This window comes from Micromonospora sp. LA-10 (assembly GCF_051853095.1).
GTDB lineage: Bacteria > Actinomycetota > Actinomycetes > Mycobacteriales > Micromonosporaceae > Micromonospora > Micromonospora echinospora_A.
Genome location: NZ_CP195710.1, coordinates 281,127 through 305,646, shown reverse-complemented (window position 1 = coordinate 305,646; position 24,520 = coordinate 281,127). Strand labels below are relative to the sequence as shown.

Genomic DNA, 24,520 nt, shown 5'->3' with positions numbered 1-24,520 from the left:
GTAGCGTGCGCGGGCGTGAGACACGGACTGGAGATCCCCTGCGGCGGCGGCACGCTGACGGTTGCCGATCTCGTGGCGCTCGGTGAGCTGGCCGAGCGGGCCGGCTGGGACGGGGTGTTCCTGGAGGACTACCTCGTGCACCACGCCGGGGACGACCCGCCGACCTGGGATCCCTGGCTGGTGCTGGCGGCGATCGCCGGGCGCACCGGGCGGGTGCGGCTGGGCACGACAGTCACCGCGCTGCCCCGGCGCCGCCCGGCCAAGCTGGCGCGGGAGGTGCTCACCCTCGACCACCTCTCCGGCGGCCGGGCCGGCGTCGCGGTCGGCGTCGGAGACCCGGCCGACCGGGGTCTGGCCGCGTTCGGCGAGCCCACCGACCTCAGGACCCGCGCCGCGATGCTCGACGAGGGCCTGGACCTGCTGGTCGGGTTGCTCGGCGGCGAACCGGTCACGCACCACGGCGTCCACTACCGGGCCGAGGGCGTGGCGTTGCGTCCCCCGCCGGTGCAGTCGCCCCGGGTGCCGGTCTGGGTGGGCGGGAGCACCCAGGCGAAGGCGGTGCTGCGGCGTGCCGCCCGGGCGGACGGGATCGTGCCCTACAAGCTGACCGACACCGACGGGTGGTCCGACTTCACGCCCGACGAGGTTGCCGCCCTGGTCGCCGCGTTGCCGGCCCGCCGCGCGGACGGCCAGCCGTTCGACGTGGCAGTCGGCGGCCGGCGGCGACGGTCCGACGAGCGGGCCGAGCGGGCCTACCTGACGCAGTTGGCGCAGGCGGGCGCCACCTGGTGGCTGGAGTACGTCCCGGCCGCCGATCCGGCGGCGATGCGGGCCGCGGTGCTGCGCGGCCCGCTGCGCTGACCGGTCAGCCCTGCGGGCGTGGGCAGAGGCAGAACGGCTGCCCGATCGGGTCGAGCAGCACGGTCCACCGCTCGCCGCCGGGCTGGAACCCGGGCCGGGTCGCGCCGGCCGCCACCAGCTCCTTCTCCGCGGCCGCCACGTCGTCGACGTAGAGGTCCAGGTGGTAGCGCTTGCCGCCGCTCTCGTCCGGCCAGGCCGGTGGTGTGTACCCGGGCACCAGCCCGAAGCCGATCGACGTGCCGTCCTTGACGATCATGGCGTACTCGGCCTGGCTGTGGGTGATCTCCCAGCCCAGCGCCGTGGCGTAGAAGGCCGCGTGGGCGGCCGGGTCGGAGCTGTCGAGGCTGATCATGGCGATGTCGGCATTGACTGTCATGCCGACAGTCTGCCGCCGGCCCCTGACATCTCCGGCCCGCCACGAGCGCGCGTCGCAACCGCCTGCGCGACGCGTTCCGGTTGCCTACCGTCGACGGTGATGGGCAGGCAGCAGGAGTGGCACCACACGGCCCGGCGTCGCCGGCCGCTACGCGCGGGCGTGCTGATCGCCGGTCTCGGCGTGGGCACCTGCCTGATCGGGGTGGCCGGGCTGGCGGCGTGGAACGCGCAGGTGGTGTTCCAGTCCGACGGGCCGGTCCGGGAGACCGCCGACGGGTTCTTCCGCGACGTCGCCTCCGGTGACACCGACGCGGCGTACGAGCGGCTGTGCGCCGAGGCCCGGGGCAGGTGGAGCAAGGCCGGTTTCGGCAGTTGGGTGCGGACGCCGCCGCAGGTCAGCGGCTATGAGATCGTCGACGTGTCGGTGGCGACCCGCTCCGGCCGCCCGCACGGCACTGTAGTGGTGCGGATCAACCGCGACGGTGGCGGCAGTGAGGAGCGTGAGCTGCCGGTGGTGCAGGAGAAGGGGGCGTGGCGGGTGTGCGGGGACCCCTTCTGACGCGTCAGCGCAGGCGCGGCTCAATCCAGACGCCGTTGTCACACCCGCCCGGCCCGACGTTGTCGACGTGCAGGGTCAGCCGCAGCGCGCCGGTGACCGGCACGTCCAGCGTGGCGGTGCCGCCCAGTCCCAGATCGCGTCGGAACACCACCTCGCCGTCGACCAGGACGGTGAACCGGGCGCGGAACACGTCCGGGACGTCGTCGGGCACCCCGATCGTGGCCCGGAACCCGGCGAAGCGTTTGCCGAGGTTGAACGACTCCGACTCTTCGGCGGTGGCGCTGCAGGTCGAGGCGACGAGGCTGTTGTCGTACCGTTTGCCGTCGACAGTCTCCGCGCCCTGCTCCCAGCCTTTCCCGCCGTCGACGGACGGCACGTCGTACAACCAGGTCGTGGCGCCCGAGGCCGGGACGCCGGTGGCCGTGGGGACGCCGGTGGTGGCCGCGACCGGGGTGCCGGTGGCAGGGGCCGCCGCGGTGGTGGGTGCCGCGCCGACGGGCGACGTCCGGTCCGGCGCGGGCCGCACTGCGTAGCCGAAGATCGCCGCGCCGGCGACCGCGACGGCCAGGCCCACCAGCGCGGACCGGTCCACGGGCTGCCCGAGCCGGCGTACCAGGAGATAGCCGCCGGCCAGGACGGCGCCCGCGCTGGCCGCCAGGACGATGGGCCGGCCGCCGCCGGTGAGCAGCGTGGCCACCGCCGCCACGTCCGCGATCACGCCTACGCCCTGGGGGAGCAGACGCGCGGGTCGCGGGGGCGTGCCGTGCTCCGGCGCCGTGATGTCGCTGTCGGTCCGCACGCGCCGTTTGTATCAGGCGCGCGCCCGTCAGGCACGCGGGCCGAGGTCCCCGGAGCGGTAGTGCCGCCGGCACAGCACCTGGTAGCGCACGTCGGCGGTGTCCACGGTGTCACCGATGACGACCTGCGCGCCCTCGCGGACCACAGCGCCCTGCACGACCCGGGCGTTGAGCAGCCCTTCCCGGCCGCACCAGCACAGCACCTCGACCTGGATGCGGGCCACCTCGTCGGCCAGTTCGAACAGCCGCTGCGCGGCCGGGAACAGGCAGGAGCGGAAGTCGGTGGCCAGCCCGAAGGCGTAGACGTCGACGTCGAACCGGTCGACCAGCTCGGCCATCTGCTCGACGTGTTCGAGGTTGTAGAACGACGCCTCGTCGCAGATCAGGTAGTCCACCCGTACCCCTTCGGCCCAGGCGTCGCGGACCAGATCGCGCAGGTCCAGGTCGTCGGTGACCTCGACGGCTTCGTGGGCCAGGCCGATGCGGGTGGTGACCTGCGGGCCCAGCGAGCGGTCGATGCGGGTGGTGACCAGGCCGCGGCGGCCCTGGCGGGCGTGGTTGTGGTTCATCTGCAACGCCATCGTGGACTTGCCGCAGTCCATCGGCCCCCAGAAGAACTTCAGCGCGGCGGCGTGCAGCGGCCGGCCGTCGACGCCGCGGGCGGCGGCGCAGCCGGCGGCTCGGTCGTCGCCGGGCCCCGCGAGGGGACGGGCCAGGCAGGTCAGGGCGGCGTCGTCGGTCACGTCGGGGCAGCCTAGTCCATCGACACCGCCGGATCCGGTCCGCGATGATCCACCCGTCAGAGCACCCGGGGCGGGGTGTTGCCGGCGGCGATGATGGCCCGGCGCATCGGCACGGCGGCCAGCAGCGCGAAGCCGACCACGAAGAAGATGAGCAGGGAGACCAGACCCACCCGGTACGACGAGGTCAGCTGGAACACCAGGCCGAACGCCAGCGGGCCGAGCCAGCTGGTGCCCTTGTCGCTGATCTCGTAGAAGCCGTAGTACTCGCCCTCCTTGCCGGCCGGGATGAGCTGGCTGAACAGCGAGCGGCTCAGCGCCTGGCTGCCGCCGAGCACCAGGCCGATGCAGCCGCCGAGGATCATGAACGGCACGGGCGCCTCGGCCGGCAGCCGGAACGCGGCGATGATCACACCGGTCCAGAGGACCAGCGACAGCAGCACCGTCTTCCAGGCGCCGATGCGCTTGGCGAGCGCGCCGAGGGCGAGCGCGCCGCCGAACGCGAGGAACTGCACCAGCAGGATGGTCACGATCAGGGTGCTCTGCTCCAGCCGCAGCTCCTCGGTGCCGTACTGGCTGGCCAGCGTGATGACGGTCTGGATGCCGTCGTTGAAGACCAGGAAGGCCAGCAGGAAGTAGAGCGTCAGCGGGTACGCCTTGATCTCCCGCAGGGTGCGTCCGAGTTGCCGGAACCCGTCGGTGAGCACGTTGACGCCGCCGCTGTCGTGGCGGGCCGCCGCGGTGGGGTGTTCGCGCAGCCAGCGCAGCGGGACCAGGGTGAACGCCGCCCACCACACGCCGGCCGACACGATCGACCAGCGGGCCAGGTCCAGCGTGCGCTGGGCGTTGCCCTCCTCGCTGAGCATGGTGACCGCGACCAGGTTCAGTGCGAGCAGCAGACCGCCGCCGAGGTAGCCGATGGCCCAGCCGCGGCTGGAGATGCCGTCGCGCTCGTCCGGGCCGCCGAGTTGCGGCAGGAACGAGTTGTAGACGACCACGGCGGCGCCGAAGGAGATGTTCGCGATCAGGAACAGCGCGCCGCCGAGCAGGTAGCGCTCGCCGGTGACGAACGCGAACGCGATGGTCGCGCCGGCGCCGGTGAACGCCGCCGCGGCGAGCAGCCGCTTCTTGTGCGCCGACCGGTCGGCGATCGCGCCGATCACCGGCAGCACGAACACGGTGAGGAAGACCGACAGCGAGATCAGGTACGGGTAGAACGAGCCGGCGGCGACCTTGACGCCCAGCGGGTACACGGCGCCGTCGCAGCTGTCCGCGCCCAGTTCGCAGCCGGCGGCCAGCTCGGTGACGGTGGTCAGGAACGGCCCGAGGAAGACCGTGATGACTGTGGTCTGGAACGCGGAGTTCGCCCAGTCGTAGAAGTACCAGCCGGTGCGCTCGCGGCGGGTGCTGCCCGGTCCGGCGGGGTCGGCGACGGCGGGGGTGACCGTATCGGCCATCGGGGGTCGTCCTCGGGGGGTCAGGCGGCCCAGTGGCCGCGGCTGCGGTAGACGTCGCGGAGCACGCTGACGTGATCGGTCATGATGCCATCCACACCAAGATCAAGTAAGTGGTGCATCTGGGCGGGTTCGTCGATCGTCCAGACGTGCACGTGCAACCCGATCCGGTGGCAGTACGCGAGAAACCGCCGGTCCACCACCGGCACCCGCCTGAAGGAGGCGGGCACCTGGGCGGCGACCACGGACGGGGGCAGCCGCACCGGCCGCCCGTGCAGTGAGGCCAGCCGCAGCCGGGCCACGCCGCGCATGCCGAGGCTGGTGGCGACCTTCGGCCCGGCCAGCGCGCGCAGCCGGGTCAGCCGGGCGTCACTGAACGAGGCGAGCAGCACCCGGTCGACCGCGCCGGCCCGGGTGACGGCGGCGACAGTGGGCTCCACACCGCCGTCGGCCTTGACGTCGATGTTGAACCGCACCTGCGGCCAGGCGTCGAGGACGTCGTCGAGCCGGGGCACCAGGGCGGCCCCGCCGACGCGTACCGAGGCCAGGTCGGCCCAGCGCAGGTCGGAGATGCGGCCGGGCTCGCCGGTGACCCGGCGCAGCGTCGGGTCGTGGAAGACCACGGGTACGCCGTCGGCGGTGGAGTGCACGTCGGTCTCCACGTACCGGTAGCCCAGCGCGACGGCACGGGCGAACGCGGCGGCGGTGTTCTCGTCGCCGTCGGCCGCGCCGCCGCGATGGGCGAACGCCAGCGGCGCGGGCGCGTCGAGGTAGCCGTGACGGGGCTGCACGCGGGCAGTATGCCCGGCCTGGGTGGCGCACACATGGCCGGCCGGTGAAATTACCTATCGCTCCCTATCATCGCTAAGATAGGGTGCGATGAGTAATGAGATGTACTCGGTGGAGCAGGTCGCGGACCTGCTCGGGCTGCACGTACGCACCGTGCGCGGCTACATCCGCTCCGGTCGGCTGCGGGCCACCCGGATCGGCAAGCAGTACCGGATCGCGCGTGCGGACCTGGACGCCCTGACCGGCCGGCCGGCCGTCGCGGCGACGGGACCGGCGGTGGAGGTGTCGAGCGTCCTGCGGCTCGACGGCGTCGACCGGGCCGCCGCCGACCGCCTCGGCACGCTGGTGCTGGCCGGCGTGAACACCCACCACGACCCGGACCGTCCGCTGCGGGTGCAGACGGTCCACGACGAGGAGCGGCAACGCATGACGATCATGATCCTGGGCGACCTCGCCGCCACCGCCGACCTGCTGCGCCTGGTCGACAGCGTGCTGGGCGGCGGCAGCCGTGGCTGACCAGATGCAGGACCGGGCCGGCGTGCCGGTGCTGGTCTGCGACCCCGACGGCCCGCCGATCGCCACCGAACGCGACGCGCTGGACCTGATCGGCGCGGCGTTTCTCGGCGCGACGGTGGTGGCGGTGCCTGCCACCCGGCTCGACCCCGACTTCTTCACGCTCGGCACCCGTTTCGCGGGCGAGGTGATGCAGAAGTTCGTCAACTACCGGCTGCGCCTGGCGGTCGTCGGTGACATCTCCGCCCACCTGGAGCGCAGTGGCGCGCTGCGCGCGCTGGTGGCCGAGTCCAACCGCCACGACCAGGTGTGGTTCCTACCCGACCTGGCCGCCCTCGACGAGCGACTGCGCGCCACCCCCTGACCCCCGGCCCCGCCTCGCCGCGCCCCGCCTCGCCTCGCCGATCTTGCACTTGCGGCCCCCCGTCGGGGGTGGTTCGCCGGGTTTGCCGGGGCACCAACTGCAAGATCGACGGCGGCGTGCGAGCCTGCGCGGGCGCCGGTCAGCTCGGCCGGCCGCTTGGGCCGACGCCCGCGTTGCGGGTTCCCGGCGGCGGGTAGGGCTGGTTCGCGAGCAGTCGGGCCAGGTGGGCGCTGTTGAGGGCCAGCGCGGCGGTGGTGCGGCCGGTCGTGTCGGGTTTGGGGCGGGCGTCGACGTAGTCGGTCTTGTGCAGCGCCTCGCCGACCCAGTAGGTGGCCCCGGCGGCCGGGCAGGTGAACCCCACCTCGTTGAGGGCCTGCTGCACCTCCGCGATGGTGTGGTGCGCGCCGTCCTCGTTGCCGACCACTGCGACCCCGCCGACCTTGCCGTAGGTGCGCAGGCGGCCCTGGTCGTCGGTCTCGGACAGTTCGGCGTCCAACCGTTCCAGGACCATCTTGGTGACCGACGAGGGCTGACCGAGCCAGATCGGCGTGGCGATGATCAGGATCTGGGCGGCGAGCAGCTTCGCGCGGATGGCGGGCCAGCCGTCGCCGTCACCCTCGTCGACGGAGACCCCGAAGCGCACGTCGTGGTCGACCACCCGGACGATCTCCCCGTCGACGCCCTGCTCGGCCAGCGCGTCGAGCACCTCCTGACCGAGCACCTGTGAGCTGGACGTCGCCGGTGAACGCTTCAGGGTGCAGTTGAGCACGAGTGCTCGTACAGCGGTCATGACCAGGTCCTCTCCGCCAAAGGAGTGCGGAACCTTGATACCCGCAGCCGGGGCCGGGATGCGTCAGCCGGCGCGGTGGCGGCGGTGCGCGCGGGCGGTGTCGACCGGTCGTCCCGGGTCGATGTGGCGCGGCAGGTCCGGCTCGTCGGGGCGCAGCGGGACCAGGTCCTCGGTGATCGCGTCGATGATCCGGTCGGTGGCCTGCCGGGCCGCGCCGGGGGAGCCCGAGCGCAGGTCGTCGATCGCCACCGGGGCACCGAAGTGCACCCGGATGACGGGCCGGCGGACGAGCGCCCGGGCCACGCCGCGCAGCATCCCCTTGGGCGCGCGGTACGGCAGCACCTCGTGCGAGCCCCACTGGGCCACCGGGACGACGGCGGCGCCGCTGGCGAAGGCGAGCCGGGCCGTGCCGGTCTTGCCCCGCTCGGGCCACATGCCGGGGTCGAGCCCGATGCGTCCCTCCGGGTAGACGAGCACCACCGAGCCGCCGGCCACGGCCTGGGCGGCGACCTCCAGCGAGCGGTGCACGGCGGCGGTGCCGCGGTCGACGCGGATGTGCCCGGCGTGGCGCATCAGCGCCCCGATCACCGGGGTGCGGAACAGGCCGCCGGTGGCCATGATCCGGGGCGCGACGTCGCGGGCCCGGCACGCGGCGGCGAGCACGACCGGGTCGAACGGGCTGATGTGGTTGGCCGCCAGGATCAGCGGGCCGCGGCGCAGCGCGTCGGGCACGTCGCCGGTGACCTCCAGCCGGCCGACCAGCCCGACGGCGGCGCGGGCGAGCGTCTGCGCGCCCCGCCAGAACAGCGGCGCGCGCCAGAGGGTGCTGTTCATCAGTGCTGGATGGTCGCATGCGCGGGCATGGCTCGGGGAGCCGGTGGGGGTCATCCGGCAAGGGTGATCAGGGTCATTGGTCCCGGGTCGGGTGAGGCCCTGCGGCCCTGCTGTCGCGCCTACGACGAAGAGTAGTATCTACTACGTCTCGTAGTATGCGCAGCTGGGGGTTTACAGGTGGACGCGTTGGACGTCGCCCGCTGGCAGTTCGGTGTCACCACCGTCTACCACTTCTTGTTCGTGCCGTTGACCATCGGCCTGTCCGTGCTGGTGGCCATCCTCCAGACCATGTGGCACCGCACCGGCAACGAGCGGTACCTCAAACTCACCAAGTTCTACGGCAAGCTGTTCCTGATCAACTTCGCGATGGGTGTGGTCACCGGCATCGTGCAGGAGTTCCAGTTCGGCATGAACTGGAGCGACTACTCCCGCTTCGTCGGCGACATCTTCGGCGCGCCGCTGGCCATCGAGGCCCTGGTCGCGTTCTTCCTGGAGTCCACGTTCATCGGCCTGTGGATCTTCGGCTGGGACCGGCTGCCCAAGCGGCTGCACCTGGCCGCGATCTGGGCCGCCGCGATCGGCACCAACCTGTCGGCGTACTTCATCCTCGCCGCCAACTCGTTCATGCAGAACCCGGTCGGCTTCCGGATCAACCCGGAGAGCGGCCGCGCCGAGCTGACCGACTTCGTCGCCGTGCTCACCAACAAGGTCGCCCTGATCACCTTCCCGCACACGCTGGCCGGCGCGTTCCTGGTCGCCGGGTCCCTGATGGTCACCGTCGGCCTGTGGCACGTGATGCGCAACCGCGACAGCGCCGACACCGGCGCGTACCGCTTCGCCACCAAGCTCGGCTCCTGGGTCGTCCTGATCTCCTCGGCGCTGGTGATCCTCACCGGCGACATCCAGGGCAAGATCATGACCGAGGTGCAGCCGATGAAGATGGCCGCCGCCGAGGGCCTCTACACCACCGAGAGCCCCGCCTCGTTCTCCGTGCTCACCGTCGGCAGCCTCGACGGCAGCCGTGAGCTGTTCGCCATCAAGATCCCGTACCTGCTGTCGTTCCTCGGCACCGGCGACCCCAACGGCACCGTGCAGGGCATCAACGACCTGCAGGCCCAGTACGCCAGCCAGTACGGCCCCGGCAACTACGCCCCGATCATCCCGGTCACCTACTGGAGCTTCCGCTTCATGATCGGCTTCGGGCTGGCCGCCGCCGCGATCGCGCTGCTGGTGCTCTGGAGCCAGCGCAAGGGCCGCACCCCCACCAGCAAGTGGCTGCTGCGCGCCGGCCTGGTCATGCCCGTGCTGCCGCTGATGGCCAACTCCTTCGGCTGGATCTTCACCGAGATGGGCCGCCAGCCCTGGATCGTCTTCGGCGAGATGCTCACCCGTGACGGCGTGTCCCGCAGCGTCTCCCTGACCGAGGTCCTCACCTCCTTCACCGCGTTCACGCTCATCTACGCCGTCCTCGCGGTGGTCGAGTTCAAGCTGCTGGTCCGCTACGCCCGCGCCGGCGTCCCGGACGTCACCCCGCAGACCGACGACGACACCGACGACGCCGAGCGCCCGCTGGCGTTCGCCTACTGACACCCCGGAGCCCAACCGTGGAACTGACGACCGTCTGGTTTCTCCTCGTAGCAGTGCTCTTCACCGGCTACTTCATCCTCGAAGGCTTCGACTTCGGCGTCGGGATGCTGCTGCCGGTGCTCGGCCGCGACGACCGGCAGCGCCGCGTCATGATCAACACCATCGGCCCGGTCTGGGACGGCAACGAGGTGTGGCTGATCACCGCCGGCGGCGCCATGTTCGCCGCCTTCCCCGAGTGGTACGCCACCCTGTTCTCCGGCTTCTACCTGCCGCTGCTGCTCATCCTGCTGGCCCTGATCGCCCGCGGCGTCGCCTTCGAGTACCGCCACAAGCGGCCCGAGGCGTCCTGGAAGCGCCGCTGGGACCAGGCCATCTTCTGGGGCTCGGCGATCCCGGCCGTGCTGTGGGGAGTGGCGTTCGCCAACATCTTCCGCGGCGTGCCGCTGGACGCCGACCACGAGTACGTCGGCGGCCTGTTCGACCTGCTCAACCCGTACGCGCTGCTCGGCGGCCTGACCACGCTGGGGCTGTTCCTCACCCACGGCGCGGTGTTCCTGGCGCTGAAGACCACCGGTGACATCCGCGAGCGCGCCGGCGCCCTCGCCGTCAAGCTCGGCGTCGGCACCGCCGTGGCCGCCGTCGCGTTCCTGAGCTGGACGCTGACGATCCGCTCCAGCGCCGCCGCCGTGGTGCTCGCCGTCGGCGCCGCCCTCGCCCTGCTCGGCGGTCTGGCCGCGGCCAAGGTACGCCGGGAGGGCTGGGCGTTCACCGGCACCGCCGTGGCGATCGCCCTGGCCGTGGCGACGCTGTTCGCCGCGCTGTTCCCGAACGTGATGCCGTCCACCCTCGACCCGGCGGGCACGCTGACTGCCACCAACGCCGCGTCCACCCCGTACACCTTGAAGATCATGACCTGGGTGGCAGTGCTGTTCACCCCGATCGTGCTCGCGTACCAGGGTTGGACGTACTGGGTGTTCCGCCGCCGGATCGGGGTACAGAACATTCCGCAACACTGATCGACCTGTGGGCGCAGGGGCGCGGGGCCGGTGCGAGGGGGTCGCACCGGCCCCGCGGGGCGTCCGGGGGTCAGCGCGCCTCGCGCAACTCCGCCAGCCGCGCCTCGATCTCGGCCAGCTCGGCGCGCAGCTTCTCCGCCTGCTGCTCCGCCTCGGCCCGCTCCGCGGCCAGGATCTGCTCCACCGCCTCCTGCACCCCCGGAACGTCCACCAGCGCCACCATCCGCAGCGCCTCGGCCGGCTTCACCACGTACGGCCGGGCCAGCGCCTTCGTGCCCTGCTGCGCGGCGACCGTCCACTCGCCCTCGGCGTAGGCCAGCGTCACCGTCAGCCCCGGCGGGGTCTTCGGCTTCGCCGCCTTCGCCGCCCGCTTGGCCGGCTTCGGTTCCGTCGCCGGCTGTTCCACCTTCGGCTCCTCCCGTCGTGGCGCCGGCACCCGCGGCGTGTCCAGCACGAACTCCGGCTCCGGCGGCGCCGCCGGCTGTTCCGGCTTCGGCTCGGCGGCGGCCGGCCGCCGCCCGGCGCCCTTCGGCGCGATCGCCACGTCGGCGGGGGAGAACGGCAGCTCGTCGCGGCCGAAGCGGACCACCACGAACTCCTCCGACGCCTCCGGGTCGGTCAGCTCCACCACCTGCCCGATCTGCCCGGCGATCTGCCCGGCCGTCTCGGTGAACACCACCCGGGGCTTGCGGCCCGCCGCCAGCGCCTCCCGGATCCCCTGAACCTCGTCAGTGGACAAACCCTGACCCGCCATCACGCCCTCTTCCGTACACCTGTTTGACGCAGCCTTGATACCAGCCGGCTGCGACACCTCGATGATCAGCCCCCGAGGGCCCGCAACGCCGCGTCGGCGTGCTCGTTCATGCTCAGCTCACTGCGCACCACGGCCAGCACCCGCCGGTCCGTGCCGATCACGAACGTCATCCGCCGCGTGCTCAGCGGCCCCAGCGGCAGCCGCCGCCGCACCCCGAACGCGTCGGCCACCGTGCCGTCGACGTCGGAGAGCAGCGGATAGTCGAACCCGTGAAGGCGGGAGAACTCGGCCTGCCGATCCACCGGATCACGGCTGATCCCCACCCGCTGCGCGCCCACCGCCGCGAACTCCGCCGCCAGGTCCCGGAAGTGGCAGCTCTCCGCGGTGCAGCCCCGCGTCATCGCCGCCGGGTAGAAGAACAGCACCACCGGCCCGGCGGCCAGGAACTCCGACAGGCGCCGCGGCGTACCCGTCTCGTCCGGCAGCGTGAAATCCTCGACCAGGTCACCGACACCCATCGTGTTACTCATGACGCGAGGATATGTAGACATCGGCGATCCGGCTCCGTCGTACCCGGCGAGCGGCGGGGAGGCACCGCCGCACGACGCGAAGGACCAACAGTGAAGTACGTAATCATGATCCACTCCAACCCGGAGCCGTGGGGGCACCCCACCTCCGAGTATCTGGCCGCGTACCAGGAGCTGCCCGCCGAGGTGCGGGACCGGCTCAACGCCGACTTCGAGCAGGTGCTGACCGAGCTGCACGCCAACGGCGAACTGGTCGTCGGTGAGGCGCTCGCCGATCCCGGCACCGCCCGGCTGTACCGGTGGAGCGACGGCTCGCCGCTGGTGACCGACGGCCCGTACTCCGAGGCCAAGGAACACCTCGCCGGTTTCTTCCTGATCGACGTGGAGGACCAGGCCCGCGCCGAGGCCGTCGCGGCGAAGTTCGCAGGCCCGGGGGAGACCGTCGAGCTGCGGCCCCTGATGTGGCCGGGCGGCTCCGATCAGTAACGCAACCGCCCTCGCGGACGTGTGGCGCCGGGAGGCGCCGCACGTCCGCGCCGCGCTGCTGCGCCGCTACGGGCACCCCGACGCCTGCGACGACGCCCTGCAGGACGCGGCGGAGGCGGCCGCCGCCCACTGGCCGAGCGCCGGCGTCCCCGACGACCCCCGCGCCTGGCTCATCCGGGTCGCCGCGCGACGGTTGATCGACCGGATCCGCGCCGACGCGGCCCGTACCCGCCGCGAGCGGCTCGACGCGGCCCGGCAACCCGACGCCGGCGTCGTGCCGTCCGCCGACGACACGCCCGTGACCGGCGCCGACGACACGTTGCGGCTGCTGTTCCTGTGCTGCCACCCGGCGCTGAGCCGCCCCTCCCAGGTCGCGCTGACCCTGCGCGCGGTGGCCGGCCTGCGTGTGGAGCAGATCGCCGCCGCCTACCTGGTGCCGGCCCGGACCATGACCCAGCGGCTGAGCCGGGCCCGCGCGACGCTGCGCGAGGCGGGCGCCCGGTTCACCATGCCGCCGCCGCACGCGCTGCCCGCCCGGGTCGCCGCCGTGCTCGACGTGTGCCACCTGGTGTTCAGCGAGGGCTACACCCGCACCTCCGGCGACCAGCTCCTGGACGTGGAACTCGCCGAGGAGGCGATCCGGCTCACCCGGCAGGTCCACGCCGCGCTGCCGGAGCACCACGAGGTGACCGGCGCGCTGGCGCTGATGCTGCTGACCCACGCCCGGTCGCCCGCCCGCACCGACGCCGCCGGTGACCTCGTGCCGCTCGCCGAGCAGGACCGTTCCCGCTGGCGCGGCGACCTCGTCGACGAGGGCGTCACGCTGCTCGGCCGGGCCCTGCCCCGGGGCCCGGTGGGCCGCTACCAGCTCCAGGCGGCCATCGCCGCCGTCCACGCCGAGGCGCCGACCTTCGACGACACCGACTGGCTGCAGATCAGCGTCCTCTACGACATGCTGAGCCGGGTCGCCCCCAGCCCGTTCGTCACGCTCAACCAGGCCGTAGCCGTGGCCATGGCGCACGGCCCCGACGTCGGGCTGGCCCTGCTCGACCCGCTGCGCGCCGACCCGGCCATGCGCCAGCACCACCGGCTGCACGCCGTCCGCGCCCACCTGCTGGAGCTGCACGGCGACCGGGAATCCGCTGCCGAGCACTACCGGCTGGCCGCCCGCCTGACCGGCAGCCTGCCCGAACAGCGCTATCTCAACCGGCGGCTGGGCCGCCTGAGCGGCGGCTCCTGATCCTGGTGGCGGCCGCGCTCACCGCCACACCGCTGCCACCTCGTCGGCCACCGCGTCGGCCTGGGCGAACCCGGCCCGCGCCGACGCCGCCCGCCGCGCCGGATCCAGCACGTTGCGGCCGATCGCCGTCCGCGCCGCCCGGTCCGGGGACACCACTGCCACCCGCGCGCCCGCCTCCCGCAGCGCCGCCACCTGCGCCGACAGCCGCGGCATCGGTCCCACCGCCGCGCGCGTCGGCGCCAGCACCACCACCCGCTCGCAGCCGGCCGCCAGATCCGCGTTCACCGGCGAGCGGACGCCGCCGTCGACGAACCGCCGGTCACCGATCGTCACCGGCGGCCACACGCCCGGCACCGCGCAACTGGCCCCGACCGCGTCCACCAGCGACGCCCCGCTGTCGGCGTCGAACACCACGAACTCGCCGGAGGCCGCGTCGACGGCGGTCACCAGCAGCCGCGCCGCCGGCCACCGCGACGACGGCAGCCGGGCCGCGATCACCGCCCGCCGGGACTGCTCCGACGGGGTACGCGCCGACAACGCCAGCGCGCCGATACGTGCCCGGGCCCGCGCCGCGTCCCGCCCCCACCCACCGGCCCACGCCCAGCGCGCCAGCACCCCCATCCCGAGCCGGGCCGGCACCTCCTCGCGGAGCGGCCGCAACTGCGCCTCGTACAGCTGCGTCACCGGCGTGCTCGAACGCACCTGCGCGCCGACCACCGACCCGGCGGACGTGCCCACCACCAGGTCCGCCTCGTCCAGCCGCAGGCCGTGCCCGGCCAGCCCGGCCAGCAGACCCAGCTCCCACGCCACCCCGGTCACCCCGCCGCCACCCAGCACCAACGCGCGCCCCATGTGACAGTCCTCTCCACCCCGGGTCGTCCCGCCCACGGTAACGTCGGCCCTCACCATCAGGTAGGGGAGAGGCATTGAGCTCCGTCACCATCGTCACCGGGGGAGGACGCGGCATCGGCGCGGCCACCGCCCGCCGGCTCGCCACCGACGGCCACGACCTGGTCATCGGCTACCGCGCCGACCACACCGCCGCCGAGGCGGTAGCCGCCGACGTGCGCGCGGCCGGCCGCCGCGCGGTCACCGTCGCCGCCGACACCACCGACCCCGACCAGGTACGCCGCATCTTCGACGCCGCCGACCAGCTCGGCCCGCTTACCGGCCTGGTCAACAACGCCGGCGTCACCAGCCCGATCGGCCCGTTCACCGACCTGCGCGTCGACGACCTGCGCGAGGTCGTCGACGTCAACCTCATCGGGTACGTGCTCTGCGCCCAGCAGGCGGCCCGGCGGCTCACCCGCGGCGGTGCCATCGTCAACGTCTCCTCCGTCGCCGCCACGCTCGGCTCACCCGGCGAGTACGTGCACTACGCCGCCGTGAAGGCCGCCACCGACACCCTCACCGTCGGGCTGGCCAAGGAACTCGCGCCGCGCGGCATCCGGGTCAACGCTGTCGCTCCCGGCATCATCCGCACCACCATCCACGCCCGCTCCGGCGCGCCCGACCGGCCCGACACCGCCGCGAGCCGGATCCCGCTGGGCCGCGCCGGGGAACCCGAGGAGGTCGCCGGCGCGATCGCCCACCTGCTCGGCCCGGACGCCTCGTACACCACGGGCGCGGTCCTGCGCGTCGGCGGCGGTCTCTGACACGGCGGCGGCCCGGGGTTCCGCCCCGGGCCGCCGCCGTCTCGCCTCCGCTACTGGGTGAACAGCTTCGCCGCCGTGATCACCGTCTGCACCACGCCGTAGCCCAGCAGCACCGACACCACCAGCCACGACACCACCAGGCGGGCCCCCTGTCCGCCACCGGTCCGCTCGTTCACGATCCGCTCCTCTCCGTCGCACCCGGCGCTGTCCCGTCCCGTCCCGACGCCGGCTCGTGGTACCGCTCCGGCACCGGCCGCACCAGCAGGTTCGCCACCAGACCGACAGCCAGCACGCCCACCATCGTGAACAGCGCCGGCCGGTACGCCGCCGCGGTCAACGTGCCCGGCTCGCCCTGTGCGTCGAGGAACCCGTTGACGATCAGCGGCCCGGCCACCCCGGCCGCCGACCACGCGGTCAGCAGCCGGCCGTGGATCGCGCCCACCTCGAACGTGCCGAACAGGTCCCGCAGATACGCCGGTATCGTCGCGAACCCGCCGCCGTAGAACGACAGGATCACGGACGCCAGCAGCACGAACAACGCCGTCGAGGTCTGCCCCACCAGCGCCAGCACCAGGTACAGCACCATGCCCACACCCAGGTACACCACGTAGATCGGCTTACGGCCGATCACATCCGAGGTGGACGACCACACGAACCGGCCCGCCATGTTGAACAGCGACAGCACCCCCACGAACCCGCCGGCCGCCGCCACCGACACCGCCGAGGTCCCGTTGTCGCGGAAGAAGTCCTGGATCATCGGGCTGGCCTGCTCCAGGATGCCGATGCCCGCGGTCACGTTGCAGAACAGCACCACCCACAGCAGCCAGAACGACCGCGTCCGCAGCGCGTTGGCCGCCGACACGTTCGCTGTGGTCACCAGCGGCTTCTCCGCCACCTGCGCCGGGTCGAACCCGGCCGGACGCCAGCCCGGCCCGGGCACCCGCACGTTGAACACCCCGAACATCATGATCACGAAGTAGCCGATGCCGAGCGTCACGAACAGCCACACCAGCGCCGACCCGGACGCCGTGGAACCGCTGTCCGACGGGTCGTACCCGGCGTCGTAGAACGACAGCAGCTGCCGGGACAGGGGAGAGGCCACCATCGCCCCGCCACCGAACCCCATGATCGCCAGCCCGGTCGCCAGACCCGGCCGGTCCGGGAACCACTTGATCAACGTGGAGACGGGGGAGATGTACCCGATCCCCAGACCGATCCCGCCCAGCACCCCGTACCCCAGGTACAGCAGCCACAGCTGCCCGGTCGCGATGCCCAACGCCCCGACCAGGAACCCCGCCGCCCAGAAACACGCGGAGACGAACATCGCCTTACGCGGCCCGTTCGCCTCCACCCACGTACCGGCCACCGCGGCCGACAACCCCAGCATCACGATCGCGATGCTGAAGATCACCCCGATCGCCGTCTGACTCGTGTCGAAATGCGCGATCAAGGAGTTCTTGTACACGCTTGTCGCGTACACCTGCCCGATGCACAGATGGATCGCCAGCGCCGCCGGAGGGATCAGCCAGCGGCTGTACCCCGGCGGCGCGACGGTGTGCCGACGATCGAGTGCGGAAAGCATCGTTGCTTCCTCCGTCCAGAAGGCGAGACCACCCGGGTTCATGCCCCCGCCGCACGCTGCACCCAAACCCGCCCCGCGCCCGACGGTCGAAACCGTGAGCCGAACGGTCACCGCCGCGCCCGCCCGTCATCGCCCCGCGACTACCCGTCACCAGGGCGGAAGATGCGACGATGACCGGGTGAAGATCCTGTCCATCCAGTCGTCGGTCGCCTACGGCCACGTCGGCAACTCCGCCGCCGTGTTCCCACTGCAACGCCTCCGACACGAGGTCTGGCCGGTCCTGACCGTGCACTTCTCCAACCACACCGGCTACGGCGCCTGGCGCGGCCCGCTGCTCGCCCCCACCGACGTCGCCGACGTCATCGCCGGCATCGAGGACCGCGGCGTGCTCGGCACCGCCGACGCCGTCCTGTCCGGCTACCAGGGCGACCCCGCCGTCGGCGCGGTCATCCTCGACGCGGTCGCCCGGGTCAAGGCCGCCAACCCGGCCGCGCTCTACTGCTGCGACCCGGTCATGGGCGACGTCGGCCGCGGCATGTTCGTGCGCCCCGGCATCCCCGAGTACCTGCGCGACACCGTCGTGCCCCGCGCCGACATCGTCACCCCCAACCAGTTCGAGCTGGAGTTCCTCGCCGGCCGCACCACCGACACGCTCGACGACCTGCTCGCCGCCGTCGACACCGTCCGCGCCACCGGCCCCCGGCACGTCCTGGTCACCAGCGTCCTGCACGGCGACCTGCCCGCCGGGCACCTGGAAGTCGTCGCCGTCTCCGACGACGGCGCCTGGGCCGTCACCACCCCGCTGCTGCCGATCGCCCCCAACGGCGGCGGCGACGTCACCGCCGCCCTCTACCTGGCGCACCTGGTCACCACCGGCTCACCGCAGACCGCGCTGGAACGCACCACCAACTCGATCTACGCGGTACTCGAGGCGACCCTCGACGCGGGCACCCGGGAACTGCAACTCGTCGCCGCTCAGGACGCCATCGCCGAGCCGCCCACCCGGTTCGCCGCCCGCCGGCTGCGCTGACCGCCGCCCGGGTGCACCTGCCGCGCGGGTGCACCCGGCGACGACTCGCCGCCCGCACTGGTGGACGACACCACCGCCCAGCAGGCAGGATGCGGACGTGTCACCGCACCAGGGCACCGACGACGCCGCGTTCGCCCAACGCCTGCGCGACCTGACCCGGCTGCGCCGCGTCCGCGACCGCATCGACCGCGAGTACGCCAGACCCCTCGACGTCGAAGCCCTCGCCCGAGGCGAGCACATGTCCGCCGGGCACCTCAGCCGCCAGTTCCGCCAGACCTACGGCGAATCCCCGTACGCGTACCTCATGACCCGCCGCATCGAACGCGCCATGGCGCTGCTGCGCCGCGGCGACCTCAGCGTCACCGATGTCTGCTTCGCCGTCGGCTGCCAGTCCCTGGGCACCTTCAGCACCCGGTTCACCGAGCTCGTCGGCGAACCGCCCAGCGCCTACCGCGCCCGCCACACCCCCGACACCGCCGAGCCGCCCCCGTGCCTGACCAAACAGGCGACCCGACCGGTCAGGAATCGAGAAGCCCGCACCGGCCGACCACCACTAGCGTGACCATCATGACGATCACCATTCACTACACGTTCCTGCCGCACACCGACGCCGACGCCGCCCTCGCCTTCTACCGCGACACCCTCGGCTTCGAGCTGCGCAACGACGTCGGCTACCAGGACATGCGCTGGCTCACCGTCGGCCCACCGAACCAGCCCGAGACGGGCATCGTCCTGCACCCGCCGGCCGCCGACCCGGGCATCACCGACGACGAGCGCCGCACCATCCTCGAACTCATCGCCAAGGGCAGCTACGGCGCGCTCACCCTCGCCACCGACGACCTCGACGGCCTGTTCGACCGCCTGGCGGCCAGCGGCGCCGACGTCGTCCAGGAACCCACCGAGCAGCCCTACGGCGTGCGTGACTGCGCGTTCCGCGACCCCACCGGCAACCTCATCCGCATCAACGAGCGGCGCTGACCGCGCCCATGGCCGACGCGCCCCGCACCCGCGCCCAGCGCCGCCACGACACCACCCACCGCCTCGACCACGACGTCGACTGCTGGGTCGCCACCGCCGGCCCCGACGGCACCCCGTACCTGGTGCCGCTGTCCTTCGACTGGGACGGCCACACGCTGCTCGTCGCCACCCCGGCCGACAGCCCCACCGGCCGTAACCTCGCCGGCGGGCGCGCCCGCGTCGGCCTCGGCCCCACCCGCGACGTCACCATGATCGACGGCGACGTGGAAAGCCTCGCCCTGGACGCCCTGCCGACCGCCCGGGCGGACCGCTTCGCCACCCGCACCGGCTTCGACCCCCGTACGCTGACCACTTCCTACCGCTGGTACCGCGTCACGCCGCGCCGTGTCCAGGCCTGGCGGGAGGCCGACGAGCTGCCCGGCCGCACGCTGATGCGCGACGGGCGCTGGCTCGACTAGCACCACCCGACCCGGACGGAGAGACCATGAGCGAGGCCACCGCCGGCCTGCACCGCGCCGACAGCCACGACGTCATCCGCGTCCTCGGCGCCCGCGAGAACAACCTGCGCCACGTCGACGTCGAACTGCCCAAACGCCGCCTCACCGTGTTCACCGGCGTCTCCGGCTCCGGCAAGAGCTCACTGGTCTTCGGCACCATCGCCGCCGAGTCCCAGCGCCTGATCAACGAGACCTACAGCGCCTTCGTCCAGGGTCTCATGCCCACCCTGTCCCGGCCCGAGGTCGACGTCCTGGAGGGCCTCACCACCGCCATCATCGTCGACCAGGAACGCATGGGCGCCGACCCGCGCTCCACCGTCGGCACCGCCACCGACGTCAACGCGATGCTGCGCATCCTGTTCAGCCGTCTCGGCGACCCGCACATCGGCCCGCCGAACGCCTACTCGTTCAACGTGCCCTCCGTACGCGCGGCCGGCGCCATCACCGTCGAGCGGGGCCCCGGCAAGACCCAGACCAAGAAGGGCACGTTCAACCGCCTCGGCGGCATGTGCCCGCGCTGCGAGGGCCGCGGCGCGGTCACCGACTTCGACCTGACCGTCCTTTACGACGAGAAGCTGTCCCTCAACGAGGGCGCCATCACCATCCCCGGCTACAGCATGGACGGCTGGTACGGCCGCATCTTCCGCTCCAGCGGCCTGTTCGACCCGGACAAGCCGATCCGCGACTACACCAAGCGCGAGCTGAGCGACCTGCTCCACAAGGAACCCACCAAGATCAAGGTCGACGGCATCAACGTCACCTACACCGGCCTGATCCCGGCCATCAGCAAGTCGATGCTCGCCAAGGACGTCGACGCCATGCAGCCGCACATCCGCGCCTTCGTCGAACGAGCTGTCACGTTCACCACCTGCCCCGAGTGCGACGGCACCCGCCTGAGCCCCGAGGCCCGCTCCTCGAAGATCAACGGCATCAACATCGCCGACGCCTGCGCCATGCAGATCAGCGATCTCGCCACCTGGGTACGCGACCTGCGCGAACCCTCCGTCGGCCCGCTGCTCGAAGCGCTGGGGGACACCCTCGACTCGTTCGTCGAGATCGGCCTCGGCTACCTGAGCCTCGACCGCCCCTCCGGCACCCTCTCCGGCGGCGAGGCCCAGCGCACCAAGATGATCCGCCACCTCGGCTCGTCCCTCACCGACGTCACCTACGTCTTCGACGAACCCACCATCGGCCTGCACCCGCACGACATCGCCCGGATGAACAACCTGCTGCTGCAACTGCGCGACAAGGGCAACACCGTCCTGGTCGTCGAACACAAACCCGAGACCATCGCCATCGCCGACCACGTCGTCGACCTCGGCCCCGGCGCCGGCACCGCCGGCGGCACCATCTGCTACGAGGGCACCGTCGCCGGCCTGCGCGCCAGCGACACCACCACCGGCCGTCACCTCGACGACCGCGCCACCGTCAAGGACAAGGTTCGTACGCCCAGCGGCGCCCTGCCGATCCGCGGCGCCCGCACCCACAACCTGCGCGACGTCGACGTGGACATCCCCCTCGGTGTCCTGGTCGTGGTCACCGGCGTGGCCGGCTCCGGCAAGAGCAGCCTCATCCACGGCTCACTGGCCAAACGCGACGACGTCATCGCCGTGGACCAGACCGCCATCCGTGGCTCCCGCCGCAGCAACCCGGCCACCTACACCGGTCTGCTCGACCCGATCCGCAAGGCGTTCGCCAAGGCCAACGGCGTCAAACCCGCCCTGTTCAGCGCCAACTCCGAGGGCGCCTGCCCGACCTGCAACGGCGCCGGCGTCATCTACACCGACCTGGGCATGATGGCCGGGGTCGCCAGCACCTGCGAGGACTGCGAAGGCAAACGCTTCCAGCCCGCCGTGCTCGACTATCACCTCGGCGGACGCGACATCAGCGAGGTCCTCGCCATGTCCGTCGACCAGGCCGAGGAGTTCTTCAGCGACGGTGAGGCCCGCACCCCGGCCGCGCACACCATCCTCGACCGGCTCGCCGACGTCGGCCTCGGCTACCTCACGCTCGGCCAGCCACTGACGACGCTGTCCGGCGGGGAACGCCAGCGGCTCAAGCTCGCCACCCGGATGGGGGACAAGGGCGGCGTGTACGTCCTCGACGAACCCACCACCGGCCTGCACCTGGCCGACGTCGCCCAGCTGCTCGGCCTGCTCGACCGGCTCGTCGACGCGGGCAAGTCCGTCATCGTGATCGAACACCACCAGGCGGTCATGGCACACGCCGACTGGATCATCGACCTCGGGCCGGGCGCCGGTCACGACGGCGGCCGGATCGTCTACGAGGGCACCCCGGCAGACCTGGTCGCCGCCCGGTCCACGCTCACCGGCGAACACCTCGCCGACTACGTCGGCGCGTGAGCGCCACGCCCGCTGAGGCTCCCGGCCACGCCGCGGGCCTCAGCGGGACAGGCCGGCCATCCGGGCCGGCGGCGCCGTGCCGGGCTCCACCAGGCCGCACTGGTACGCGGCCACCACCGCGTGCGTCCGGTCCCGCATCCCCAGCTTCGTCAGGACCCGGCTCACGTGTGTCTTGACCGTCGCGTCGCCGAGCACGAGATGCTCGGCGATCTCCCGGTTCGACATCCCGTACGCCATCAGCACCAGCACCTCCCGCTCCCGCAGGGTGAGCCCGCGCATCTGCACGGGTGTCGGCAGTCCCGGGTCGGGCCGGGACGCGAGGTCGTCGAGCAGCCGCCGGGCCACCGCCGGATCCAGCCACGCCTCCCCGGCGGCCACCGCCCGGATCGCCGACACCAGCTCGGCGGGCGCGGCGTCCTTGAGCACGAAACCGGAGGCGCCCGCCCGCAACGCCGCGTGCACCGCCTCGTCCACGTGATACGTGGTCAGCATGATGATCCGCACCGGCCGCTGCGGATCGTCGATGAGCTGCTCGTCGGCCATCAGCCTGGTCGCGGCCAGCCCGTCGGTGCCGGGCATCCGCACGTCCATCAGCACCACGTCCGGGCGCAGCCGGCGACTGACCTCGACGGCCTGCGCCCCGTCGTCGGCCTCGCCGACGACCTCGATGTCAGGCTCGTTGGTGAGCAGCATCGCGAGTCCCGCCCGTACGAGCGGCTGGTCGTCGGCGAGCAGCACCCGGATCATGAAGGCTCCCGTCGTCGGCGGCCGTGACAGTGGCCCCACCACATGATCATCGACGTCGGCGCCGCCGGCCAGCCGGATGTCGCACAGCGGACACGCGTTCACCCGACAGCCGGCGCCCCGCCGTCACCCGATGCCGCCACGAGGTCGCCGCGCTGCGCGACCGGCAGCGTCGCGCTCACCCGGAACCCGCCCTCGGGACGCGGCCCGGCGACCAGGCGACCCCCGACGCGCTCCAGCCGCTCGGCGAGGCTGGCCAGCCCGTTGCCGGTGGACAGTCCCGCCGCCGCGCCCGGCTCGCGGCCCGTGCCGTCGTCGTCGACGCGCAGCAACAGCACCCGCTCCTGCCACCCGAAATGAACAGTCGCGCAGGCCCGCCGGCCGACGTGCTTGAGCGTGTTCGTCAGGCTCTCCTGCACCGTCCGGTACGCCGCCAGTTCGATACTCGGATCCAGCGGCCGGGCACTGCCGGACACCGACATGGTCACCGTCAGCCCCGCGCACCGCATCGACGTCAGCAGCACCTCGATGTCGTCCAGCCGCGGCTGCGGACCCGGCTCACCGCCGGCCGCCGGGCCCGACTCGGCGCGCATGACCGACAGCAGCCGCCGCAACTCCGCCATCGCCTGCTGCCCGGCCTGCTGAATGTGCAGCAGCGCCTCCCGCGTCCGCTCCGGATCGGACGCGCTGATCCGCGCCGCGCCCGCGGCCTGCAGCACCATCACGGTCACCGAGTGCGACACCACGTCGTGCAGCTCCGCGGCGATCCGGCGACGCTCCAACGCCACCGCCTCCGCCCGGGCCACCCGCCGTTCCCGTTCCAGCTGGGCCACCCGCCGCCGGTGCCGCCGCACCACCGACCCGGCGGTCCACGCCGCCGCGTAGATGAGCGCGAACATCAGGGCGGTCACCACGAACTCCCCGCCCCGCGCGCCCGGGTTCGGCTCCACCCGGAACGAGTCGAACGCGCTGAGCAGGCTCCGGGCGCACGCCGCCGCGTACGCCGCCGCCGACACCACGAGCGGACGCAACGCCGCCACCGTGTACAGGGCCACGATCAGGCCCACCCACGGCCGGTAGTCGTGCAGCAGGAACCACATCGTCACGCCGTGCACGCACTCGAACGCGAACACCGCGACCGGTGCCCGGGCCCGCCACCACAGGGCGCCCACCGACAGCACCGCGGCGAGCACCTGCAACCACTGCCGGGCCGGGCCGACCGGCTCGCTCTGAATCACCACGGACGATGCCGTGAACAGGTCGAGCAGGCCCAGCACCGGCAGCAGCAGAAGATCGTGACGCCACCAACTCGCCGCCCGCGCCGGAGCAGACGGCGCCACCGCACCGGTCACCGAGGTCATCGGCGGGTCAGGAGTTTTCCGTGGGGCAGCCGATGCCGAACAACCGGCACGTCCAGGACAGCGGAGAGCCGTCGTCGTCACCGCCGCCGTCACCGTCGGGCGGCGGCGTGGCCGCGCTCACCCGGTGCGTGGTCACCGGCACCGCCGGCCGCCCCGGCTCACCCGCGCGGCCCGCACCGGCCAGCACCACCACGTCGGCCGCGGCGTCCGCGGCCACCCGCCACCGCCCGTCCGCGTCGTCGGCGAGCATCGCCAGCACCCGCCGCACCGCCGAGGCGTCCGTGCCGAACCCACCGGGAACCGTCTCACCGGCCAGCGTCACCATCAGCAGGTCCGCCCCGTCACGGTGCAGCACCGACACCTCCGCCACAGTGAGCGACCGCACGTCCCCGCCGGCCACACCCACCAGACGCACCGCGTCACCGGACCGCGTCCGGCCCGCACCCACCGTCCTCAGCAGACACCGCCGGCCGTCCAGCGGCACCCCCCGCGCGACTGTCACCCACCCGGACGGCCGCTCCGCCTGCAGGAACACCACCACCGGCGGCGACTGGACCTCGGTTCTCATCACGGACCTCCACAGAAGGAATTGCGGGCGAACAGCCCGCGTACGCGAGGAATTCT

At 72.7% G+C, this 24,520-nt stretch carries 29 protein-coding genes; 14 read left to right on the top strand and 15 right to left on the bottom strand.

The genetic code is table 11. From position 1 onward, the window contains the following. Positions 1 to 15: 15 nt before the first annotated feature. Positions 16 to 861 (top strand): LLM class flavin-dependent oxidoreductase, encoded by an 846-nt coding sequence (locus ACSDG8_RS01480; protein WP_439427546.1) that lies wholly within the window; start codon positions 16 to 18, stop codon positions 859 to 861. 4 nt (positions 862 to 865) lie between these two features. Here ACSDG8_RS01480 and ACSDG8_RS01475 read toward each other — a convergent pair whose 3' ends face one another. Next, positions 866 to 1,237 carry a VOC family protein gene (locus ACSDG8_RS01475; RefSeq protein WP_210900541.1) on the bottom strand — a complete coding sequence of 124 codons (372 nt, stop codon included), beginning with the start codon at positions 1,235 to 1,237 and terminating at the stop codon, positions 866 to 868. 99 nt (positions 1,238 to 1,336) lie between these two features. Between ACSDG8_RS01475 and ACSDG8_RS01470 the strand changes: the two genes are divergently transcribed. Continuing rightward, positions 1,337 to 1,795: an Rv0361 family membrane protein gene (locus ACSDG8_RS01470; RefSeq protein ID WP_210900538.1), complete on the top strand. Its 459-nt coding sequence runs from the start codon at positions 1,337 to 1,339 to the stop codon at positions 1,793 to 1,795. A 4-nt stretch (positions 1,796 to 1,799) separates the two neighbouring features. On the opposite strand, the gene ACSDG8_RS01465 is transcribed toward ACSDG8_RS01470, so the two are convergent. The 4 genes from ACSDG8_RS01465 to ACSDG8_RS01450 form a co-directional block, all read right to left on the bottom strand. Then, positions 1,800 to 2,594, bottom strand: coding sequence for an NPCBM/NEW2 domain-containing protein (locus tag ACSDG8_RS01465; protein ID WP_439427545.1), 795 nt, complete (start codon positions 2,592 to 2,594; stop codon positions 1,800 to 1,802). A gap of 27 nt (positions 2,595 to 2,621) precedes the next feature. Continuing rightward, positions 2,622 to 3,308: a thymidine kinase gene (locus tag ACSDG8_RS01460; RefSeq protein WP_374223560.1), complete on the bottom strand. Its 687-nt coding sequence runs from the start codon at positions 3,306 to 3,308 to the stop codon at positions 2,622 to 2,624. 83 nt (positions 3,309 to 3,391) lie between these two features. Then, entirely contained in the window at positions 3,392 to 4,789 is a 1,398-nt protein-coding gene (locus tag ACSDG8_RS01455) for an MFS transporter (RefSeq protein WP_210900528.1), read from the bottom strand. Between the two features lie 20 nt (positions 4,790 to 4,809). After that, the gene (locus ACSDG8_RS01450) at positions 4,810 to 5,577 is read right to left on the bottom strand and encodes a glycerophosphodiester phosphodiesterase family protein (protein ID WP_210900525.1); all 768 of its coding nucleotides are present in this window, start codon (positions 5,575 to 5,577) and stop codon (positions 4,810 to 4,812) included. 88 nt (positions 5,578 to 5,665) lie between these two features. Between ACSDG8_RS01450 and ACSDG8_RS01445 the strand changes: the two genes are divergently transcribed. Beyond that, positions 5,666 to 6,091 carry a helix-turn-helix domain-containing protein gene (locus tag ACSDG8_RS01445; protein ID WP_247679744.1) on the top strand — a complete coding sequence of 142 codons (426 nt, stop codon included), beginning with the start codon at positions 5,666 to 5,668 and terminating at the stop codon, positions 6,089 to 6,091. Beyond that, a complete protein-coding gene (locus tag ACSDG8_RS01440) occupies positions 6,084 to 6,452 on the top strand; it encodes a DUF4180 domain-containing protein (protein ID WP_210900522.1) in 369 nt (122 codons plus the stop codon). The genes ACSDG8_RS01445 and ACSDG8_RS01440 overlap by 8 nt, the downstream gene beginning before the upstream one ends. Before the next feature lie 139 nt (positions 6,453 to 6,591). Here the strand turns inward: ACSDG8_RS01440 and ACSDG8_RS01435 are convergent, their stop codons facing one another. Next, positions 6,592 to 7,242 (bottom strand): flavodoxin family protein, encoded by a 651-nt coding sequence (locus ACSDG8_RS01435; RefSeq protein ID WP_210900519.1) that lies wholly within the window; start codon positions 7,240 to 7,242, stop codon positions 6,592 to 6,594. A gap of 63 nt (positions 7,243 to 7,305) precedes the next feature. Then, the gene (locus tag ACSDG8_RS01430; protein ID WP_210900516.1) at positions 7,306 to 8,076 is read right to left on the bottom strand and encodes a lysophospholipid acyltransferase family protein; all 771 of its coding nucleotides are present in this window, start codon (positions 8,074 to 8,076) and stop codon (positions 7,306 to 7,308) included. A 177-nt stretch (positions 8,077 to 8,253) separates the two neighbouring features. On the opposite strand from ACSDG8_RS01430, the gene ACSDG8_RS01425 reads away from it, so the two are divergent. Both ACSDG8_RS01425 and cydB read left to right on the top strand, forming a co-directional pair. Then, a complete protein-coding gene (locus tag ACSDG8_RS01425) occupies positions 8,254 to 9,663 on the top strand; it encodes a cytochrome ubiquinol oxidase subunit I (protein WP_210900514.1) in 1,410 nt (469 codons plus the stop codon). 17 nt (positions 9,664 to 9,680) lie between these two features. Beyond that, positions 9,681 to 10,679, top strand: a complete 999-nt coding sequence (gene cydB / locus ACSDG8_RS01420; RefSeq protein WP_210900511.1) for a cytochrome d ubiquinol oxidase subunit II — start codon at positions 9,681 to 9,683, stop codon at positions 10,677 to 10,679. A 70-nt stretch (positions 10,680 to 10,749) separates the two neighbouring features. On the opposite strand, the gene ACSDG8_RS01415 is transcribed toward cydB, so the two are convergent. Beyond that, on the bottom strand, positions 10,750 to 11,433 hold the full coding sequence (locus ACSDG8_RS01415; RefSeq protein ID WP_210900509.1) for a hypothetical protein: 684 nt from the start codon (positions 11,431 to 11,433) through the stop codon (positions 10,750 to 10,752). A gap of 65 nt (positions 11,434 to 11,498) precedes the next feature. Then, the gene (locus tag ACSDG8_RS01410; RefSeq protein WP_282100766.1) at positions 11,499 to 11,963 is read right to left on the bottom strand and encodes a peroxiredoxin; all 465 of its coding nucleotides are present in this window, start codon (positions 11,961 to 11,963) and stop codon (positions 11,499 to 11,501) included. 90 nt (positions 11,964 to 12,053) lie between these two features. On the opposite strand from ACSDG8_RS01410, the gene ACSDG8_RS01405 reads away from it, so the two are divergent. After that, on the top strand, positions 12,054 to 12,446 hold the full coding sequence (locus ACSDG8_RS01405) for a YciI family protein (protein WP_307856264.1): 393 nt from the start codon (positions 12,054 to 12,056) through the stop codon (positions 12,444 to 12,446). A 19-nt stretch (positions 12,447 to 12,465) separates the two neighbouring features. Beyond that, entirely contained in the window at positions 12,466 to 13,686 is a 1,221-nt protein-coding gene (locus ACSDG8_RS01400; protein WP_210900506.1) for an RNA polymerase sigma factor, read from the top strand. A gap of 18 nt (positions 13,687 to 13,704) precedes the next feature. Here the strand turns inward: ACSDG8_RS01400 and ACSDG8_RS01395 are convergent, their stop codons facing one another. Beyond that, a complete protein-coding gene (locus ACSDG8_RS01395) occupies positions 13,705 to 14,538 on the bottom strand; it encodes a patatin-like phospholipase family protein (protein ID WP_439427544.1) in 834 nt (277 codons plus the stop codon). A 74-nt stretch (positions 14,539 to 14,612) separates the two neighbouring features. Here ACSDG8_RS01395 and ACSDG8_RS01390 point away from each other — a divergent pair, with 74 nt between their 5' ends. Beyond that, positions 14,613 to 15,341 (top strand): SDR family NAD(P)-dependent oxidoreductase, encoded by a 729-nt coding sequence (locus ACSDG8_RS01390; RefSeq protein ID WP_210900500.1) that lies wholly within the window; start codon positions 14,613 to 14,615, stop codon positions 15,339 to 15,341. A 50-nt stretch (positions 15,342 to 15,391) separates the two neighbouring features. Here the strand turns inward: ACSDG8_RS01390 and ACSDG8_RS01385 are convergent, their stop codons facing one another. Together ACSDG8_RS01385 and ACSDG8_RS01380 are read right to left on the bottom strand one after the other, a co-directional pair. Next, positions 15,392 to 15,517, bottom strand: coding sequence for an MFS transporter small subunit (locus ACSDG8_RS01385; RefSeq protein WP_256440953.1), 126 nt, complete (start codon positions 15,515 to 15,517; stop codon positions 15,392 to 15,394). Further along, entirely contained in the window at positions 15,514 to 16,923 is a 1,410-nt protein-coding gene (locus ACSDG8_RS01380) for an OFA family MFS transporter (protein ID WP_210899692.1), read from the bottom strand. The genes ACSDG8_RS01385 and ACSDG8_RS01380 overlap by 4 nt, the downstream gene beginning before the upstream one ends. A 178-nt stretch (positions 16,924 to 17,101) precedes the next feature. Here ACSDG8_RS01380 and pdxY point away from each other — a divergent pair, with 178 nt between their 5' ends. The 5 genes from pdxY to ACSDG8_RS01355 all read left to right on the top strand — a co-directional run bounded on the left by pdxY (position 17,102) and on the right by ACSDG8_RS01355 (position 21,791). Continuing rightward, positions 17,102 to 17,953: a pyridoxal kinase PdxY gene (gene pdxY, locus ACSDG8_RS01375; RefSeq protein WP_210899689.1), complete on the top strand. Its 852-nt coding sequence runs from the start codon at positions 17,102 to 17,104 to the stop codon at positions 17,951 to 17,953. Between the two features lie 97 nt (positions 17,954 to 18,050). Continuing rightward, the gene (locus ACSDG8_RS01370) at positions 18,051 to 18,515 is read left to right on the top strand and encodes a helix-turn-helix transcriptional regulator (RefSeq protein WP_210899686.1); all 465 of its coding nucleotides are present in this window, start codon (positions 18,051 to 18,053) and stop codon (positions 18,513 to 18,515) included. 5 nt (positions 18,516 to 18,520) lie between these two features. Next, positions 18,521 to 18,931: a VOC family protein gene (locus ACSDG8_RS01365; protein ID WP_073829981.1), complete on the top strand. Its 411-nt coding sequence runs from the start codon at positions 18,521 to 18,523 to the stop codon at positions 18,929 to 18,931. Between the two features lie 8 nt (positions 18,932 to 18,939). Next, entirely contained in the window at positions 18,940 to 19,389 is a 450-nt protein-coding gene (locus ACSDG8_RS01360; RefSeq protein ID WP_210899683.1) for a pyridoxamine 5'-phosphate oxidase family protein, read from the top strand. 26 nt (positions 19,390 to 19,415) lie between these two features. After that, the gene (locus ACSDG8_RS01355) at positions 19,416 to 21,791 is read left to right on the top strand and encodes an ATP-binding cassette domain-containing protein (RefSeq protein WP_210899680.1); all 2,376 of its coding nucleotides are present in this window, start codon (positions 19,416 to 19,418) and stop codon (positions 21,789 to 21,791) included. A 39-nt stretch (positions 21,792 to 21,830) separates the two neighbouring features. On the opposite strand, the gene ACSDG8_RS01350 is transcribed toward ACSDG8_RS01355, so the two are convergent. The 3 genes from ACSDG8_RS01350 to ACSDG8_RS01340 all read right to left on the bottom strand — a co-directional run bounded on the left by ACSDG8_RS01350 (position 21,831) and on the right by ACSDG8_RS01340 (position 24,464). Continuing rightward, a complete protein-coding gene (locus ACSDG8_RS01350; protein ID WP_439427543.1) occupies positions 21,831 to 22,538 on the bottom strand; it encodes a response regulator in 708 nt (235 codons plus the stop codon). Positions 22,539 to 22,636: 98 nt separating this feature from the next. Next, a complete protein-coding gene (locus tag ACSDG8_RS01345) occupies positions 22,637 to 23,896 on the bottom strand; it encodes a sensor histidine kinase (RefSeq protein WP_439427542.1) in 1,260 nt (419 codons plus the stop codon). Between the two features lie 7 nt (positions 23,897 to 23,903). Further along, positions 23,904 to 24,464, bottom strand: coding sequence for a hypothetical protein (locus tag ACSDG8_RS01340; RefSeq protein ID WP_439427541.1), 561 nt, complete (start codon positions 24,462 to 24,464; stop codon positions 23,904 to 23,906). Between the last annotated feature and the right edge of the window lie 56 nt (positions 24,465 to 24,520).